The sequence below is a fragment of the Pseudarthrobacter sp. MDT1-40-2 genome (genome assembly GCF_059383595.1).
In genome coordinates this window covers 986,997-1,002,780 of record NZ_JBWZCL010000001.1, presented here as the reverse complement: position 1 = coordinate 1,002,780, position 15,784 = coordinate 986,997, and the positions used below count along the sequence as shown (strand labels likewise).

The following is a 15,784-nucleotide window of genomic DNA, read 5'->3' as shown; positions in this document are numbered from 1 at the left end:
ATGCCATCACAGAGTCCGGGCATCCCGGATGCCGAAGGCGTCAAGCCCGACGGCGGACCGGGAACGGCTGCGGTCCACGTCCTGGGGCCCGTGGACCAGATCCCCGTGGGTGAGGGCCGCGCCTTCGCCGTGGGCGGCGAGCAGGTGGCAGTGTTTCGCCTCAGGGACGGCTCACTGCGGGCGTTGTCCGCTGTTTGCCCGCACCGGGGCGGCCCTATTGCAGACGGCACCATAGACCAGGACGTGGTGATCTGCCCGCTGCACCAGCACGCTTTTGACCTGGCCACCGGCTGCTCCACCACCGGGGGAGGCGAGCTGCGGCGCTATGGGGTGGGCGTGGACGGCGATCGGAATCTGGTACTTCAGACGGGGGCAGTGTAGCGAACGTCACGTGGCACCCTGGCGCGTCTTGTAGGATGGACAAGCCGCGCCAAGCTTCGGTAGCGCGAGTAATTACTGCAACAAACGGCTGCCCCTGGGGTAAACGGCCGAATTTGTGGCTGGGATCACTCGTGTGCCGGACGTGCGCACTCCCAACCCCCACAAGGAATTGTTGTGCCACAAAGTACCCCCACAGAACTCCCGTCCAGTACGGCACTATCCGCCGCCGTCGTAGATCCCACCCTCAGTGCCGAGGGCTACAAGAAGTCCCTGAGCGGCCGCCAGGTCACCATGATCGCCATGGGCGGCGCCATTGGCGTTGGCCTCTTCATGGGAGCCGGCGGCCGTCTGGCCTCCACCGGCCCGGCGCTGATCTTTTCCTACGCCATTGCCGGCGTCATCGCCTACCTGCTGATGCGGGCCCTGGGCGAACTGATCATGTACCGCCAGACGTCTGGCTCGTTTGTCAGCTACGCAGGTGAGATGTTCGGCAAGAAGGGCGCGTACCTGTCCGGCTGGATGTATTTCATCAACTGGGCCATGACCGGCATCGCCGAGCTCATCGCGATCGGACTGTACTTCCAGTTCTTCTTCCCCAATGTGCCTGTTGAATTCTCTGCCATTGCAGCACTGCTGCTGCTGGTGGGCGTCAACCTCCTGAGCGTCAAGGCCTTTGGCGAATTCGAATTCTGGGCCTCGTGCCTCAAGGTGGGTGCCATTGTGATCTTCCTGGTGGTAGGCACCTTCATGGTGGTTACCAATGCCCAGGTGGGCGATGGCCACGCAGCAGTCAGCAACCTCTTCGCAGCCGAAGGCGGTATGTTCCCCAAGGGCGCCCTGGTGATGATCCTGGTCCTGAACGCCGTGATCTTCGCCTATAACGGGATTGAACTCGTCGGCATCACCGCCGGCGAGATGCAGGACCCGGCCAAGGAAGTGCCCAAGGCCATCCGCGCCGTCGTCTTCCGCATTGTGGTGTTCTACGTCGGCTCCGTGACCCTGTTGGCCATGCTCCTGCCTTCGGACCAGTATGTGGCCGGCACCTCGCCGTTCGTTACGGTGTTCGGCCAGATGGGCCTCGGCTGGATGGGCGATGTCATGAACATGATCGTCATCACCGCCGCATTGTCCTCCTGCAATTCGGGCCTGTACTCGATCGGCCGGATTTTCCGCACCATGGCCAACAACAGCCATGCTCCGACCTGGCTGACCAGGATGTCCAAGAACCACGTTCCCTACGCCGCTATCCTGGCCATCGGCGCGGTCTACCTCGTGGGCATCCTGCTCAACATCCTGCTGGGCGGTTCACACGCGTTCGACCTCGCGCTTAACTCCGCATCCATCGGTGTGATCTTCACGTGGGGTGCCATCTTCGCCAGCCAGATCGCGCTGCGCAAGAAGAAGGGCAAAGTCTCGTCCCTGCCCGCCCCGGGAGGAACATGGAGCAGCTGGGCCGGTCTGGTTGCCCTGCTCGCCATCACGGTTTTGATCGGCTTTGACACCATGACCAGCAAGTCCGGTGAGGTCTTCCACCTGGGCCTCTGGACCCTCGCGACCATCCCGTTCTTTGCGCTGCTGCTGTGGCTGGGCTGGCAGAAGGTCAAGACGAACGAGCCGCAGAACGCGCTCTTCAGCTAGTTCATTTCGCTCCAGGTGCCGATTGTCCCGTGACCTCCGCCTGGAAACAATAATGACGCCGGCGGCCACCTTCATGAAGAAGGTGGCCGCCGGCGTCGTTTTATGGCATTAGTCGTTGTGCTTGAACTGGTCCTTGACGTCCTCGCCAACCTTTTTGGCATCTGCCTTCAGCTGGTCGGTCTGGCCTTCGCGTTCGAGGCGCTCGTTATCCGTGACCTTGCCGGCGGCTTCCTTTGCCTTGCCTCCAGCATGTTCCGCGGCATTTCCGATCTTGTCTCCGATACCCATGGCTGGTGCCACCTTTCGTCTACCGACTGATCAAGCACTTGCATTTTCACCCTAACACGAAGCATGCTTAGCATTTTGGCGGCAATAAAGCCTGCCGTCAGGGCGGCCGGAGCTGTAGTGGTTGTCGCGGCCCCCGGCTAGGCTCGAGCCATGGATCACAGCGCCAGCCTCACCCAGCACATCCAGGTTCCACCGGAAAAGGTGTGGTCAGTGATCACAGATATTCCAGGGTCTGTGCAAACACTTTCGGGTATCAAGGCGGTGCAGATGCTTAGTGACAGTCCCTATGGTGAGGGCACTCGCTGGAAGGAAACCCGCACCATCATGGGGCGCTCCGAGACCGTCGAAATGTGGGTGGCGCACGCCGATCCGCCGCGCAGTACTACCGTTAAGGCTGTCCAGGGCGGGGCGGATTACACCACCCGTTTCAGCCTCAATGAGCGCAAGGGCGGCACGGACCTTACGCTCACCTTCGGGGCCGAAGTTATTAATCCCAGCACGCTCAACCGCATCACCATGGCCTTGTTCGGCAAGCTGGGCATGGCCATGACCCGGAAGGCCCTGGCCAAGGACCTGGCGGAGATCGCGGCCAAGGCGGAATCCCTCTAGTGGCCGGTTCTGCGAAAGTCACCGCACCTCGTCTTTCGGCGCTTCGGCTTGAAGGCCTCACCGAGGACCCGGACCCGGACTTCCAGCGTGGGGAAAGGTACGACGGCGGCAGGTACAGCCGTGCGGCCGCTGATGGCCTGGAGCTGAACGGCGCAGTCTTTGCCGAGTGTGAATTCCAGGGCGCCTCCTTCAATGAAACGCAGCTGCGCAGTGCGGCGTTCAGCGATTGCCTGCTCGCGGAACTTTACGCGCCGGTGTTCATGGCCGCACGGACCAGCTGGCGGGACGTGCAGCTCACCAATCCGCGGCTTGGCTCCGCCGAGGTATATGACAGCACGTGGCAGTCGGTCCGGATCGACGGTGGCAAGGTGGACTTCCTGAATCTCCGCGGCGCCAAGCTGAACGACGTCCTGATCAGCGACTGCATCATCAATGAACTGGACCTCGGCTCTGCCACTGCGGCCCGGGTTGCCTTTAAGAACTGCACCATCGGGACACTGGACCTCAACGGTGCAAAACTCAAGGATTTTGATCTGCGCAGGACGGATTTCCGTACTATCAGCGGGCTGGGCAGCTTGTCCGGCGTGGTGGTGGATGACTATCAGCTGAGCCTGCTGGCGCCGCTGCTGGCCAGCCATCTGGGCCTGGTTGTCGCGTAATCCCAGCCGCCTTGTTGACCATGCGGGTGGGGAGTGTAATCTTTAGTGAACGAACGGTCGGTAAATGCCCCGGGATACCTTTGGAACCGATCGGACCCCTGACAGTGCCGTTACTCGCGAAGGATGTTACTCATGGCCTCAGCCGCTTCAGGACCACAGGCTTTCCTGGTGGGTGGGGTACGTACCCCGGTAGGCCGCTATGGCGGAGCCCTTTCCGCCGTTCGGCCGGACGACCTTGCCGCACTGGCGGTCCGGGAAGCTGTGCAACGGGCAGGCCTGGATCCGGATGCCATCGATGAAGTAATCCTGGGCAATGCCAACGGAGCCGGCGAAGAAAACCGGAACGTCGCGCGGATGGCCACCATCCTGGCCGGGCTTCCGCTCCATATTCCCGGCATCACCGTCAACCGGCTGTGCGCTTCCGGACTGAGTGCCATCATCCAGGCGAGCCAGATGATCAAGTCCGGCGCTGCGGACGTCGTTATTGCCGGCGGCGTGGAATCCATGAGCCGGGCTCCGTGGGTCCAGGAAAAGCCAGCCACCGCGTTCGCCAAGCCGGGCGCCATTTTTGACACATCGATCGGCTGGCGCTTCACCAATCCGCTGTTTCAGAAGGGCGGGCTCTCCCGCGACGGCAAGATGACGTATTCCATGCCGGAGACAGCTGAGGAAGTTGCCAGGGTAGATGGCATCACTCGCGAGCAAGCCGATGCCTTCGCCGTCCGCTCCCATGAGAAGTCGCTGGCCGCGATTGCCGCCGGGCGTTTTGCCGCCGAGATCGTCCCCGTCACGGTCAAGGGCCGGAAGTCGGACACCGTAGTCGACACGGATGAAGGCCCGCGCGCCGGTACCACCATGGACGTCCTGGCTGGACTGCGGCCGGTGGTGGCCGGCGGCTCGGTAGTAACAGCCGGCAACTCCTCCACCCTCAACGACGGCGCCTCCGCCATCATCGTCGCGTCGGAAGCAGCCATCGGCAGGCTGGGCCTCACGCCGCGGGCCAGGATCATAGATGGTGCCTCAGCCGGTTGTGAGCCGGAAATCATGGGCATCGGGCCGGTTCCGGCTTCGCAGAAGGTGTTTGCCCGGACCGGAATCACTGCGGGTGAGCTGGGCGCCGTCGAACTCAACGAGGCATTTGCCACACAGTCACTCGCCACCATGCGGCGTCTGGGCCTTGACCCGGACATCGTCAACAACGACGGCGGGGCCATCAGCCTGGGGCACCCGCTGGGTTCCAGCGGCTCCCGGTTGACCATCACCCTCCTGGGCAGGATGGAACGCGAGGACGCCAGGCTGGGGCTGGCCACCATGTGCATCGGCGTGGGTCAGGGAACCGCGATGCTGCTGGAAAGGGTCTGAGCATGGTGGGGGAACAGAGCTTCAGTACGCTGCTGGTGGAGGAGCGCGCTGACCGGGTGGTGGTGCTCCTCAACCGGCCCGAGGTCCGCAACGCCATCGACCAAACCATGGTGGACGAGCTGCACGCTGTCTGCGCCGAGCTGGAACAGCGCCCTAAAGTCCTGATCATTGCCGGGGCCGGCGGGATTTTCGCATCCGGCGCGGATATTGGCCAGCTGCGCGGCCGTCGCCGGGACGATGCCCTGCAGGGGATCAACTCCAGCCTGTTTGTCCGCATTGCCAGGCTGCCCATGCCCGTGATCGCCGCGCTGGATGGGTACTGCCTGGGCGGGGGAGCCGAATTGGCGTACGCCGCGGACTTCCGGATCGGCACGCCTTCGGTACGGATCGGCAACCCGGAGACCGGCCTCGGGATCCTGGCCGCCGCCGGCGCAAGCTGGCGGCTGCGCGAGCTCGTGGGGGAGCCGCTGGCCAAGGAGATCCTGCTGGCCGGGCTGGTGCTGCGCGCCGAGCAGGCACTCGCCGCGAACCTGATCACCGAAATCCATGAGGCCCCGGATTTGATGGACGCCGCCCACAACCTGGCGGACCGGATTGGCCGGCAGGACCCGCTGGCCATTCGGATTACCAAATCCGTCTTTCACGCTCCGGCCGAAGCCCATCCGCTGATCGACCAACTGGCCCAGGGGATCCTGTTTGAGTCGCAGGCGAAGTTTGACCGGATGGAGGACTTTTTGAAGAAGAGAACACCTGCCGCCGGGCCGGCGGAGTCAGCCGGGCCTGGCAAGGCAGCCAGGTCCACCGAGGAGGACGCATGAGCAACTCTGAATCCGGCAACATCCTGCCGGCGGCGGTCGGCGTCCTGGGCGGCGGGCGGATGGGCGCCGGCATCGCCCACGCCTTCCTGCTCAACGGCTGCAACGTCATGGTGGTGGAACGTGACCCGGAAGCAGCGGAGGCTGCCCGCGAAAGGGTGGAGTCCGCCGTCGCCAAGAGCATTGAACGAGGGGTGACCACCCGCAGCGCCGCCGAATTTTCCGGCAGGCTGACCGTCTCCGCCGATTACGACGACTTTGCCGGCCGCGAGCTGGTGATCGAGGCGGTCCCGGAGGACTGGGACCTCAAGATGACATCGCTGCGCGGCATCGAAAGCCGGCTGGGCTCGGACGCGTTCCTCGCCACCAACACGTCCTCGCTTTCCGTGGACGGCCTGGCCGCCGGGCTGGAACGCCCGGAGAACTTCCTGGGCCTGCACTTCTTCAACCCGGTGCCCGCCTCCAGCCTGATCGAGGTGGTGGTGGGAAAGAGAACCACGTCGGAACTCGCCGCTGCCGCGAAGGGCTGGGTCGAGGCGCTCGGCAAGACCCCCGTCGTCGTCAATGATGCGCCGGGCTTCGCGTCTTCGCGGCTGGGCGTGGCGATCGCGCTGGAGGCCATGCGCATGGTGGAGGAAGGAGTGGCAACGGCAGCGGATATCGACACTGCCATGGTGCTTGGCTACAAACACCCCACTGGCCCGCTGCGGACCACGGACATTGTGGGGCTGGACGTCCGTTTGGGCATTGCTGAGTACCTGCACTCCACGCTGGGAGAGAGGTTTGCGCCGCCGCAGATCCTCCGGGACAAGGTGGCGCGCGGCGAGCTGGGCCGCAAGAGCGGGAAGGGCTTCTTCGACTGGCCCAGCTAACGCCTGCCTTGGGGAACGAACCCCGGGGGAGCTAGTCGAAGAAGCCCACAATGTAGCCGATGAAGTACAAGAGCGACAGCGCCACTACGATTCCAATGATGGCGATCCATAGGAACTGGGTGCTCTTGCGGGTCCCGTGCTCATCGTGGCCCTGCGGGCCGCTGGTGGAGGCTTCGCCAGGCGGTGTTTCCCCAGGGGGTACTCCGCCTCCCGGCTCCAGGCCTGTCACCTTGTCATCTTCCGGATCCGGGTTGGTGCCTGACACATTCGCTCCTCTGCTAGCCGCATTGGTCCTCCTCACAGCGTAACGGGATGAGCTGGCTGGGCCTAGGCTGGTCTGGTGACTTTCCTTGAGCCCTTGACCCTTACCGGCAAAAACGTAATCCTCGAGCCGCTCCACCCGGACCACCATGACGGCCTGGTGGAGGCCGCCAAGGACGGCGAGCTGTGGAAGCTCTGGTACACCTCGGTTCCCGCTCCCGAGGGCATGGCGGCAGCGATCAGCAAGCGGCTGGACCTGCAGGCTGCGGGCAGCATGGTGCCGTTCACCACCCGGTTGACCGACCCCGCCACGGGCGGCCCGGGCCGGATCATCGGCATGACCACCTATTGCAACATCGACGCCGCCACGCCACGGGTAGAGATCGGCTACACCTGGAACGCCGCCTCTGCCCACGGCACCGGCACCAACCCTGAATCCAAGCTCTTGCTCCTGCGCCACGCGTTTGAGGTGCTGCACTGCCCGGCGGTGGAATTCCGCACCCACTGGCTCAACCACCAGTCGCGGGAAGCCATTGCCAGGCTCGGAGCAAAACAGGATGGTGTACTGCGCAGTCATCAGCGGAGCATCAACGGCGAACTCCGGGACACGGTGGTGTTCTCCATCCTCCAGCACGAGTGGCCTGCGGTCAGGAACGGGCTGGAGCACCGGCTGAACAGGCGCGGCTGACCCGGGGGAGTAGTCCCGCCGTACACGATGGTGATAATTCCATTGGCGGGTGATGATTACTTAGATGAAGGTGCAGCCAACCGTGGTGGTGGCCGCGGCGGTGTTCGCCTGGCCGCCTGTACCGGGCCTGTTTCACCGCGTCACACCCGGCCCGGAACTTCTTGATGTGGCTACGGGAACGCTGCGGATGCTTGCCGAAGGGCACAGGACTGTCACGGAACTGACCGCAGCTGTTGGTGTTCCCCGTACGGGTGGCGGGTCAACACCTGGCCAAGCTTCGGCTGAGCGGCCTGGTTGATACGCGGAAGGACGGCCGGCACGTGGTCTATTCCCTGCACGACGGTCACCTGGTGCGGCTGATCCGCGAGACCCTGAACCACGCGGACCACCAGATAACGGGCGAACCGTTCCACGAATAGGCATTGATCCATTGGTGTGGCAGTGCCAGCGGCAGGGCATGAGGTACGAGCGAACCCGGCCTTTGCAGGCACTAACTCTCCAGCGCTGCGGGTTGGCTGAGCCCGGCGAACGGCTCCAGGCGTGATTCGAATTCGCCGCGGAGATCCGCAGGCAAAAGACCGTTTGCCCCGTAACTGATTCCAATGGTGTTGCACTGCCATCGCGACGTTTCGTGTTGCTCGAACCGCTTTGCGAACTCGCCAGTGGTGTCCTTCGAAAGATCCTGGAACCTGAAGGACAACCATTGGCCCGCGGGACCCGTAGCCCAACCGGTTACTGCCACTTGTTCCTCAGGCGTCAGCCCGCCCAGATCACGGATGCGGTCCTCATCTGTCCACCGCTCAGGGATGTGGATTTCGTGCGTCCCGAAGCCATACCGGGCTGCCGTCTCGCCAATGATGCTGATGGCCCTCTGCTTGTCTGCCCACGCCTGCGGCACCGACGTGCTCTGGGACTCCGGACCGTTCACCACAGTCAAGAGCGACTGGCCGCCGAAGCCGTTTTGGACCCGTGGATGGAAGGGACGAGGCCCCTCTTGATCGTCAATCGGAGCCCACTCGAGGTTGAACTCCGCAGACAAGGCTTCCCGCATCTCGGCGATCATGGCCTTGCCCGCAGCATAGCCATCCTGAGGTGTGGGGCCGTCAAGCGTTTCCATCCCGTCAACTCCGGCAATGCCTGGATAGTCACGCCAGTGGATTGTTCGCTCAGTGCCGTCGGCGTTGACCGCAACTGTTGTGCGTCCAATAGCATTAGTGGTCATGTAGTGGGCTACTCCGGTCATCGGAATGGCAGCGACGCCCAAAACGGCAACCACAATCCCAAGAATCCCCCACTTGCGGCTGGACCGCGTTCCCGTCCGGTACATGTCAGCCCCCCAAACTGTTGTTCTGAGAACACTACAGCGGGCATCGAAGTGGGCGCATCGGCTACCCGCCGGCAGCTAAAGCGGAAAATCCCCGCCATATGGAGAAATCCCTGGCCCGTACGCCAAGGAAAACTCCACAAGACAGGGATTTTTGCTCAGGTCCTTAGAGCGTTCCCAGGAGGTCGCGCATTTCCTTGACCTCGGATTCCTGGACAGCGACGATCTCCTTGCTGAGCTGCACGGCGCTGGCGTCCTTTCCGTCGGCGGACTCGGTCCGGGCCATGGTCAGGGCGCCTTCGTGGTGGACGATCATCTGTTCCAGGAACAGCCGGGCGGCGTCCGTTCCCTGGGCGGCCTCGAGTTCCTTCATCGTGGCGCCGTCCATCATCCCTTCCATCGAATGCCCGGCGTGCCCCGAAGCCATTTCTACAGGCTCATTCCAGTCCTTGAGCCATCCGGTCATGGTTTGGATTTCGGGATCCTGGGCATCCTTGATCCTGGTGGCCAGGGCGGTCACAGGCGCCGGGATGTCTTGTTTGGCAAGGATCATTCCGGACATCTCCACCGCCTGGGCATGGTGCGGAATCATCATCTGGGCAAACGTCACGTCCGCAGCGTTGTGTTCAGTTGCATTGGGGGCCGTTGAGGACCCGGAAGCGGGCCCGGTGCTGTGGTGGCCGGCGGGCATCGAGGCCGTCCCGGACGTACCAGGCGTGCTGGCGCATCCGGCGAGCGCGAAGGTAGCGGCGATGGCAGCCGTCGAGAGGGTCAGAAGTTTCTTGTTCATCAGATCAGGTCCTTAAGGTAAATGTGGCGCGGAAGCCAAGGGGTGGGGGAGCATCCGGGAAGGATGCTGCAGGCCGCATCGGGTGCGTGACGGAATGGGCCGGCCGCGCACCGGGCCCCCGTTTATGTCCGGCTGATCGACAGCTCGCCCGGCGAAGGGCTGCCGGGGACATGGTTCCAGGCGGCGAATGCGGCGAAGTGAATGGTCCCGGCTGGCTGGACGGACAGTCCCGAACCGCCTGGTTGGGTGGCGGCCAGCGTCCCGGCCTTGGGCAGCGGGGTGCAGTCTGTCCCGTGACCGGCGTCGTGCCCCGCGCAGTCGCCGGAGCAGACACAGGATGCGCCGGTCCAGCCGTCGGCGTCACCCGTGGCATCCGTATGGTGCCGGACCCCGGAGGAATGTGCCCCGTGGTGCGTTTCGGCGGGCAGAACTTGGGCATTGATGCCCGACGGCGGCGCAGCGACGGCCGTGTGGGTGGAGTGGCCGCCGGTCAGCATGTGCATGCCAAGGATTCCCCCCACCATGGCGAGAAGTACGGCAACCAGTCCGCCGCGCAGCAGGAATGCCGTGCGGCGCGGGTACACGATGGCGCTCACGGCGTTCCTCCTTTCTCTCCGGGACTGACCCCGCTCACAATCGGCCACGAAACGGGATCCGGGGCCGCTTTGTTCAACGTACCTCGGACGGGTTCAGTTTCATCCGCCGCAGGAGTTGCGCGTTGAGGGCCACTACGATCGTGGACACGGACATCAGCACCGCACCCGCGGCCGGGGAAAGCACCACACCGGCGAAGGCCAGGACGCCCGCCGCCAGGGGAACTGCCAGCACGTTGTAGCCGGTCGCCCAGACCAGGTTCTGCCACATTTTGGTGTAGCTGGCCCGCGAGAGATCAATTATGGACAGTACGGCCCGGGGATCGTTCCCGGCTAGCACCACGCCGGCGGATTCCATGGCGACGTCGGTGCCGGCGCCGATGGCGATACCCACTTCTGCCCTGGCCAGGGCAGGGGAATCGTTGACGCCGTCGCCCACCATGGCCACTTTCATCCCACGGGCCTGGAGCTCGGCCACCTTCTTGTCCTTGTCTGCGGGGAGCACCTCGGCAAAAACCTCGTCGATCTTCAGGTCCTCTGCCACTGCCTGCGCCACCTGCCGGGCATCACCGGTGACCATGGCCACCTTCACGCCGCGGTTTTGAAGGGCCGCCACCGCCTGGCGGGACTCGGGACGGACGCTGTCCTCAAGGCTGACTGCGCCCAGCACCTGCTTTCCGTCGATGACGTAGAGCACGGCGGCACCCCTGCCCATCCATTGCCGGATTGGTGCAGCGAGCCCCTCAGGTTCAACAGCGTCCAGTTCACGCATGAGTGCAGGTCCGCCCACGTGCACGGTCCGGCCGTCAACGGAGGCGCGGACGCCGCGTCCGGTCAGGGAGCTGAAGCCTGTCGCCCGCGGAATGGCCACCTGGCGCTCCCGGGCGGCACGGACAATGGCCCGGGCCACCGGGTGCTCGCTGTCGGATTCGACGGCGGCAGCCAAGGCAAGCAGGGCGCCCGGCTCGGTGCCGGGTGCCGTGGCAACGTCTTTCAGCTCCGGTTCGCCCACGGTGAGGGTGCCGGTTTTGTCGAACAGGACGACGTCGACGGTACGCATCCGCTCCAACGCCATCCGGTTCTTGATCAGGACGCCGGCGCGCGCCGCCTGTTCGGTTGAGATGGCGATCACCAGCGGAATGGCCAGGCCCAGGGCGTGCGGGCAGGCGATGACCAGGACAGTGACGGTGCGGGTAACGGCGTCCGGGACGCTGCCCAGCAGGGTCCACACAATGAAGGTGATGGCGCCGGCACCCGTGGCGAAGTAGAAGAGGAACGCTGCGGCGCGGTCGGCCAGGGCCTGTGCCTTGGAAGATGAGGCCTGGGCTTCGGCCACGAGCCGCTGGATTCCTGCCAGCGCGGTGGCATTTCCGACGGCGGTGATGCGCACCCGGACGCTGTTGTCCGTTGCGACGGTGCCGGCCACCACGGCGTCCCCGGGTGAGCGGAGCACAGTCCTGGACTCTCCGGTGATCATGGATTCGTCAAACTCTGCTTCGCCGTCGACAATTTCTCCATCAGCCGGCATCCTCGCTCCGGACCGGACCAATACTGTGTCGCCTTCGCGCAGCTCGGAGACCGGGATGGTCTCCGTGCCGGAAGCGGTAATGCGTTCCGCTTCGTCCGGCAGGAGGGCCGCGAGGGCGTCCAAGGCACCCTGCGCGGAGCCGAGCGCACGCATTTCAATCCAATGGCCCAGGAGCATGATGGCCACCAGCAGCGCCAGTTCCCACCAGAAGTCGAGGTCGAACCCGCTGAGGCCCAGGCTGGTGACCCAGGAGGCGGCGAACGCCACGGTGATGGCCATGGCGATCAGCAGCATCATTCCCGGCCGGCGGGTTTTCAGTTCCTGCCATCCGCCCTTGAGGAAAGGCTGGCCTCCGTAAAGGAAGATCACCGTGCCCAGCACCGGCGGAATCCAGGCCGAACCGGGGAACACCGGTGCCATGTAGCCCAGGAGGTGGCCCATCATCGGGCTGAAGTACACCACCGGAACAGTGAGGGCCAGGGTCAGCCAGAAGCGGTTCTTGAACATGGCAGTGCTGTGGCCGGCGTGCTGCCCGTGCGTGTGCACGGCATGCTCATCCTGCTGGCCGTGGCTGACGCGGCTGACGTGGCTGCCGTGGTCCGCTTGAGTGCCGTGCCCCGCGTGCTGATCATGCTGGCCGTGATGGACCTCAGGCGTGGCATGCCCGTGAACTTGCCCGGCTGCAGGCGCGGAACCACTCAGTTCGGCTGGCTGCCCGGCCGGCTGTTCAGCCGGCTGGCCGGCGTGCTTGGTGTGATGTTGCATTGTTTCCTCCTTATGAGGACACCTGGCCTGGGCGGTGGAACCCGCCCGGGCCGGAAAGGTAAGGGTCAGTGGCCGGTTACTGCGTAACCTGCCGAGGCGATGGCCTCGCGGACAGCTGTGGGATCGACGTTTCCGGTGACAATCAGGCGTGAGCGGCCACCGGGCACCAGGTCGACGGAAGCGGCGTCTACGCCATCAAGGGTAATGACGGCATTTTCAACGGTCCGGGCGCAATGACCGCAGGTCAGGCCTTCAAGGTCAAAGCCGGTCCCGGCGGATGTGCCGGCCGGGGAAGGGCCAGGGCTTGTCGAGCAGCAGCCTGCAGTGGAGGCGGCCAAAGGAAGTTGGGTCCGGTTCTCAGTTCCACACATGTCAGTTTCCATTTCTTGACGAAGAAGCGATGGGTGCTGGGGTTGAACGGCTGTGATGGCAGCGCTCCGCGCGGCCGGGACATACCACTTCACTGACAACACTTGAAAGAATACCCCCAGGGGGTATAAGAGTCAAGGGGTGGAAGGGTGGCCCCTGCCCTGCCGCAGCCCGGGGTCTTGGCTCCCTGGGGGCTTCCATGTAGTGTTGGGATATATTACCGAACGGACGGTCAGTAATGCGGATGTACGCAGCTGGCCCGTTTGACCGCCTGGAAGGACCTGTCAAAGATGACCACCACTGCCACGATGCCGGAAACAGCCGGCAGCACCATCGAGACCGTCCCCAGCTTTGTCCAGGATGGCTGGTGGACGCCTGCGCCCGATGCGGCGGACGGCGTTCCGGTACGGGACGCCAGCACCGGCCGGCTTCTTGCGAAGGTGAGCAGCGAAGGGCTGGACCTCTCCGCCGTCGTGGATCACGGCCGCACGGTGGGACAGGCAGGGCTGGGCGGATTCACTTTTCACCAGCGCGCCTTGATGCTGAAGGAGTTGGCCCAGTACCTCAACGCCCGCCGGGAGTATTTCTACGAGCTCTCCGCGCAGACAGGTGCCACCAGGATCGATTCCATGATCGACATCGACGGCGGTATCGGAGTGCTTTTCACCTTCGGGTCCAAGGGCCGGCGTGAGCTGCCCAACGCGCAGGTGGTGGTGGATGGACCCATGGAGGTGCTGGCCAAGGACGGATCGTTTGCCGGCGAACACATTTATACCCGGATTCCGGGCGTCGCCGTCCAGATCAACGCGTTCAACTTCCCGGTCTGGGGCATGCTTGAAAAACTGGCACCGGCGTTCCTTGCGGGTGTGCCCACCATCGTGAAGCCGGCCACGCCCACAGGCTACGTTGCCGCCGCGGTGGTCAAGGCGATCATCGAATCCAACATCGTGCCGGAGGGCTCGCTGCAGCTGGTGTCGGGCTCGGTCCGCGGCCTGCTGGATGTGCTTGATTACCGCGACCTGGTTGCCTTCACCGGCTCTGCGTCCACCGCGCGCTCGCTGAAGTCGCACCCGAATGTGGTGGAGGGCGGCGTGCGCTTCACGTCCGAGACCGATTCACTCAATGCCGCCATCCTCGGCCCGGATGCGGTTCCAGGCACCCCGGAGTTCGACGCCTTCATCAAATCGGTGGTTACCGAAATGACCGTCAAGGCTGGTCAGAAGTGCACATCCATCCGCCGTGCCATCGTGCCGCAGGAGCTGGTGTCCGACGTCGTTGCCGCCGTCGGACGGCGCGTGGACGAGCGCGTGGTGGTGGGCGATCCCCGGGCTGAGGGTGTGACCATGGGCGCCCTCGCGTCGCTGGAGCAGCTCGCCGACGTGCGCGCCGCCGTCCAGGCCATGCTCGACGCCGGAGGTGAGCTCGCGTACGGAACTCTGGATTCGCCGTCGGTCAGGTCTGCGGACGGAACCCAGGCGGTTGTGGAGGACGGCGCCTTCATGGCCCCGGTCCTCCTGAGCTGGGCCGATTCCGATGCCGACAGCGTCCACTCGCTGGAGGCGTTCGGCCCGGTGTCTTCGGTGGTGGGGTATGCAAGCCTCAACGATGCCGTCCGCCTCGCCGCCCGGGGCGGCGGCTCGCTGGTGGCCACTGTTTGCACCAATGATCCGTCGGTGGCCCGTGAACTGGTTACCGGAATTGCCGCGCACCACGGACGTGTCCTGATGCTCAACCGGGAGGACGCGCGGACGTCCACCGGCCATGGTTCACCGGTTCCGCACCTGGTCCACGGCGGTCCTGGCCGCGCCGGTGGCGGTGAGGAACTGGGTGGCATCCGCTCGGTGCTGCACCACATGCAGCGCACGGCTATCCAGGGCTCGCCGAACATGCTGACGGCCGTTACCGGCATTTGGCACACCGGCGCTGACCGGAACTTCACTGTTGAAACCGAGCAGGTCCACCCGTTCCGGAAGGACCTGTCCCGGCTGCGGATCGGCGACGCCGTGCGGTCGGACCTGCGGCAGGTGACGCTGGAGGACATCTCGGCGTTCGCCAACAGCACCGGCGATACCTTCTACGCCCACACCGATAATGCCGCGGCCGAGGCCAACCCGTTCTTCCCGGGAATCGTGGCCCACGGGTACCTGCTGCTCAGCTGGGCGGCCGGACTGTTCGTTGATCCTGCGCCGGGCCCCGTCCTGGCCAACTATGGCCTGGAAAACCTGCGCTTCGTCACGCCGGTAGCTGCCGGGGACTCAATCAGGGCCACGCTGACGGCCAAGAAGATCACGCCGCGCGAAACTGACGAATACGGCGAGGTGGCCTGGGATGCCGTGCTCACCAATCAGGACGACGAAATCGTGGCAACCTACGACGTGCTGACCTTGGTGGCAAAGTAACCCTGCGCGCCTTGCCCAACTAAGTAGCAGTAGTTGCCCATTACAAGGCTGTAAACGGCACCTAATGCTACTTACTTGGGTCAGAGGCCGGTCAGCAACTCCGCCGTGCGCTCGAGGGCGCCGGGTACCACCGAGTAGTAGGCCCAGGTGCCGCGCTTTTCGCGGTGGAGCAGGCCGGCGTCCACCAGGATCTTCAGGTGATGCGACACTGTGGGCTGGCCCAGGTCCAGCGGCTCGGTGAGATCACAAACGCAGGACTCCCCGGACTCGCCGGCTTTGACCATGGAGAGCAGGCGCAATCTGTTGGGATCTGCCAGCGCCTTGAAAACCAGCGCCCTCTGCCGGGCTTCATCGGCGTCCAGCGTGGGGGCTGAAGCAGGTGCGCAGCATGCTTCATCCGTGGCCGGTTCGAGAATTTGCAGGGAGTTCATGTAGTCCATTAT

General features: G+C 64.4%; 18 protein-coding genes. 10 read left to right on the top strand and 8 right to left on the bottom strand.

Annotated features, from left to right (window positions below):
* Together AC50X5_RS04710 and AC50X5_RS04705 are read left to right on the top strand one after the other, a co-directional pair.
* Nucleotides 1-381, top strand: coding sequence for a Rieske (2Fe-2S) protein (locus AC50X5_RS04710; protein ID WP_494975228.1), 381 nt, complete (start codon nucleotides 1-3; stop codon nucleotides 379-381).
* A gap of 174 nt (nucleotides 382-555) precedes the next feature.
* Nucleotides 556-2,019, top strand: a complete 1,464-nt coding sequence (locus tag AC50X5_RS04705) for an amino acid permease (RefSeq protein ID WP_494974926.1) — start codon at nucleotides 556-558, stop codon at nucleotides 2,017-2,019.
* Between the two features lie 108 nt (nucleotides 2,020-2,127).
* Here AC50X5_RS04705 and AC50X5_RS04700 read toward each other — a convergent pair whose 3' ends face one another.
* Nucleotides 2,128-2,307 (bottom strand): CsbD family protein, encoded by a 180-nt coding sequence (locus AC50X5_RS04700; RefSeq protein WP_463934834.1) that lies wholly within the window; start codon nucleotides 2,305-2,307, stop codon nucleotides 2,128-2,130.
* A gap of 150 nt (nucleotides 2,308-2,457) precedes the next feature.
* On the opposite strand from AC50X5_RS04700, the gene AC50X5_RS04695 reads away from it, so the two are divergent.
* The 5 genes from AC50X5_RS04695 (at nucleotide 2,458) to AC50X5_RS04675 (ending at nucleotide 6,624) form a co-directional block, all read left to right on the top strand.
* A complete protein-coding gene (locus AC50X5_RS04695; protein ID WP_494974925.1) occupies nucleotides 2,458-2,916 on the top strand; it encodes an SRPBCC family protein in 459 nt (152 codons plus the stop codon).
* Nucleotides 2,916-3,575 (top strand): pentapeptide repeat-containing protein, encoded by a 660-nt coding sequence (locus AC50X5_RS04690; RefSeq protein WP_494974924.1) that lies wholly within the window; start codon nucleotides 2,916-2,918, stop codon nucleotides 3,573-3,575. The genes AC50X5_RS04695 and AC50X5_RS04690 overlap by 1 nt, the downstream gene beginning before the upstream one ends.
* Nucleotides 3,576-3,707: 132 nt before the next feature.
* Nucleotides 3,708-4,937 carry a thiolase family protein gene (locus tag AC50X5_RS04685; protein WP_494974923.1) on the top strand — a complete coding sequence of 410 codons (1,230 nt, stop codon included), beginning with the start codon at nucleotides 3,708-3,710 and terminating at the stop codon, nucleotides 4,935-4,937.
* 2 nt (nucleotides 4,938-4,939) lie between these two features.
* On the top strand, nucleotides 4,940-5,755 hold the full coding sequence (locus tag AC50X5_RS04680) for an enoyl-CoA hydratase/isomerase family protein (RefSeq protein ID WP_494974922.1): 816 nt from the start codon (nucleotides 4,940-4,942) through the stop codon (nucleotides 5,753-5,755).
* Nucleotides 5,752-6,624, top strand: coding sequence for a 3-hydroxyacyl-CoA dehydrogenase family protein (locus AC50X5_RS04675; protein WP_494974921.1), 873 nt, complete (start codon nucleotides 5,752-5,754; stop codon nucleotides 6,622-6,624). The genes AC50X5_RS04680 and AC50X5_RS04675 overlap by 4 nt, the downstream gene beginning before the upstream one ends.
* 31 nt (nucleotides 6,625-6,655) lie before the next feature.
* Here the strand turns inward: AC50X5_RS04675 and AC50X5_RS04670 are convergent, their stop codons facing one another.
* Entirely contained in the window at nucleotides 6,656-6,889 is a 234-nt protein-coding gene (locus AC50X5_RS04670) for a DUF6480 family protein (RefSeq protein WP_494974920.1), read from the bottom strand.
* A gap of 75 nt (nucleotides 6,890-6,964) precedes the next feature.
* On the opposite strand from AC50X5_RS04670, the gene AC50X5_RS04665 reads away from it, so the two are divergent.
* On the top strand, nucleotides 6,965-7,573 hold the full coding sequence (locus AC50X5_RS04665; RefSeq protein WP_494974919.1) for a GNAT family N-acetyltransferase: 609 nt from the start codon (nucleotides 6,965-6,967) through the stop codon (nucleotides 7,571-7,573).
* Between the two features lie 64 nt (nucleotides 7,574-7,637).
* On the top strand, nucleotides 7,638-7,871 hold the full coding sequence (locus tag AC50X5_RS04660; protein ID WP_494974918.1) for a hypothetical protein: 234 nt from the start codon (nucleotides 7,638-7,640) through the stop codon (nucleotides 7,869-7,871).
* Nucleotides 7,872-8,063: 192 nt separating this feature from the next.
* On the opposite strand, the gene AC50X5_RS04655 is transcribed toward AC50X5_RS04660, so the two are convergent.
* The 5 genes from AC50X5_RS04655 to AC50X5_RS04635 form a co-directional block, all read right to left on the bottom strand.
* Entirely contained in the window at nucleotides 8,064-8,900 is an 837-nt protein-coding gene (locus AC50X5_RS04655; protein WP_494974917.1) for a hypothetical protein, read from the bottom strand.
* Between the two features lie 163 nt (nucleotides 8,901-9,063).
* Entirely contained in the window at nucleotides 9,064-9,687 is a 624-nt protein-coding gene (locus AC50X5_RS04650) for a DUF305 domain-containing protein (RefSeq protein ID WP_494974916.1), read from the bottom strand.
* A 122-nt stretch (nucleotides 9,688-9,809) separates the two neighbouring features.
* Nucleotides 9,810-10,283: a hypothetical protein gene (locus tag AC50X5_RS04645; protein WP_494974915.1), complete on the bottom strand. Its 474-nt coding sequence runs from the start codon at nucleotides 10,281-10,283 to the stop codon at nucleotides 9,810-9,812.
* Between the two features lie 73 nt (nucleotides 10,284-10,356).
* Nucleotides 10,357-12,573 (bottom strand): copper-translocating P-type ATPase, encoded by a 2,217-nt coding sequence (locus tag AC50X5_RS04640; RefSeq protein WP_494974914.1) that lies wholly within the window; start codon nucleotides 12,571-12,573, stop codon nucleotides 10,357-10,359.
* Between the two features lie 65 nt (nucleotides 12,574-12,638).
* Entirely contained in the window at nucleotides 12,639-12,944 is a 306-nt protein-coding gene (locus AC50X5_RS04635) for a heavy-metal-associated domain-containing protein (RefSeq protein ID WP_494974913.1), read from the bottom strand.
* A gap of 288 nt (nucleotides 12,945-13,232) precedes the next feature.
* Between AC50X5_RS04635 and paaZ the strand changes: the two genes are divergently transcribed.
* Nucleotides 13,233-15,341, top strand: a complete 2,109-nt coding sequence (gene paaZ, locus AC50X5_RS04630) for a phenylacetic acid degradation bifunctional protein PaaZ (RefSeq protein WP_494974912.1) — start codon at nucleotides 13,233-13,235, stop codon at nucleotides 15,339-15,341.
* Between the two features lie 80 nt (nucleotides 15,342-15,421).
* Here paaZ and AC50X5_RS04625 read toward each other — a convergent pair whose 3' ends face one another.
* Nucleotides 15,422-15,772: an ArsR/SmtB family transcription factor gene (locus AC50X5_RS04625; protein WP_494974911.1), complete on the bottom strand. Its 351-nt coding sequence runs from the start codon at nucleotides 15,770-15,772 to the stop codon at nucleotides 15,422-15,424.
* Between the last annotated feature and the right edge of the window lie 12 nt (nucleotides 15,773-15,784).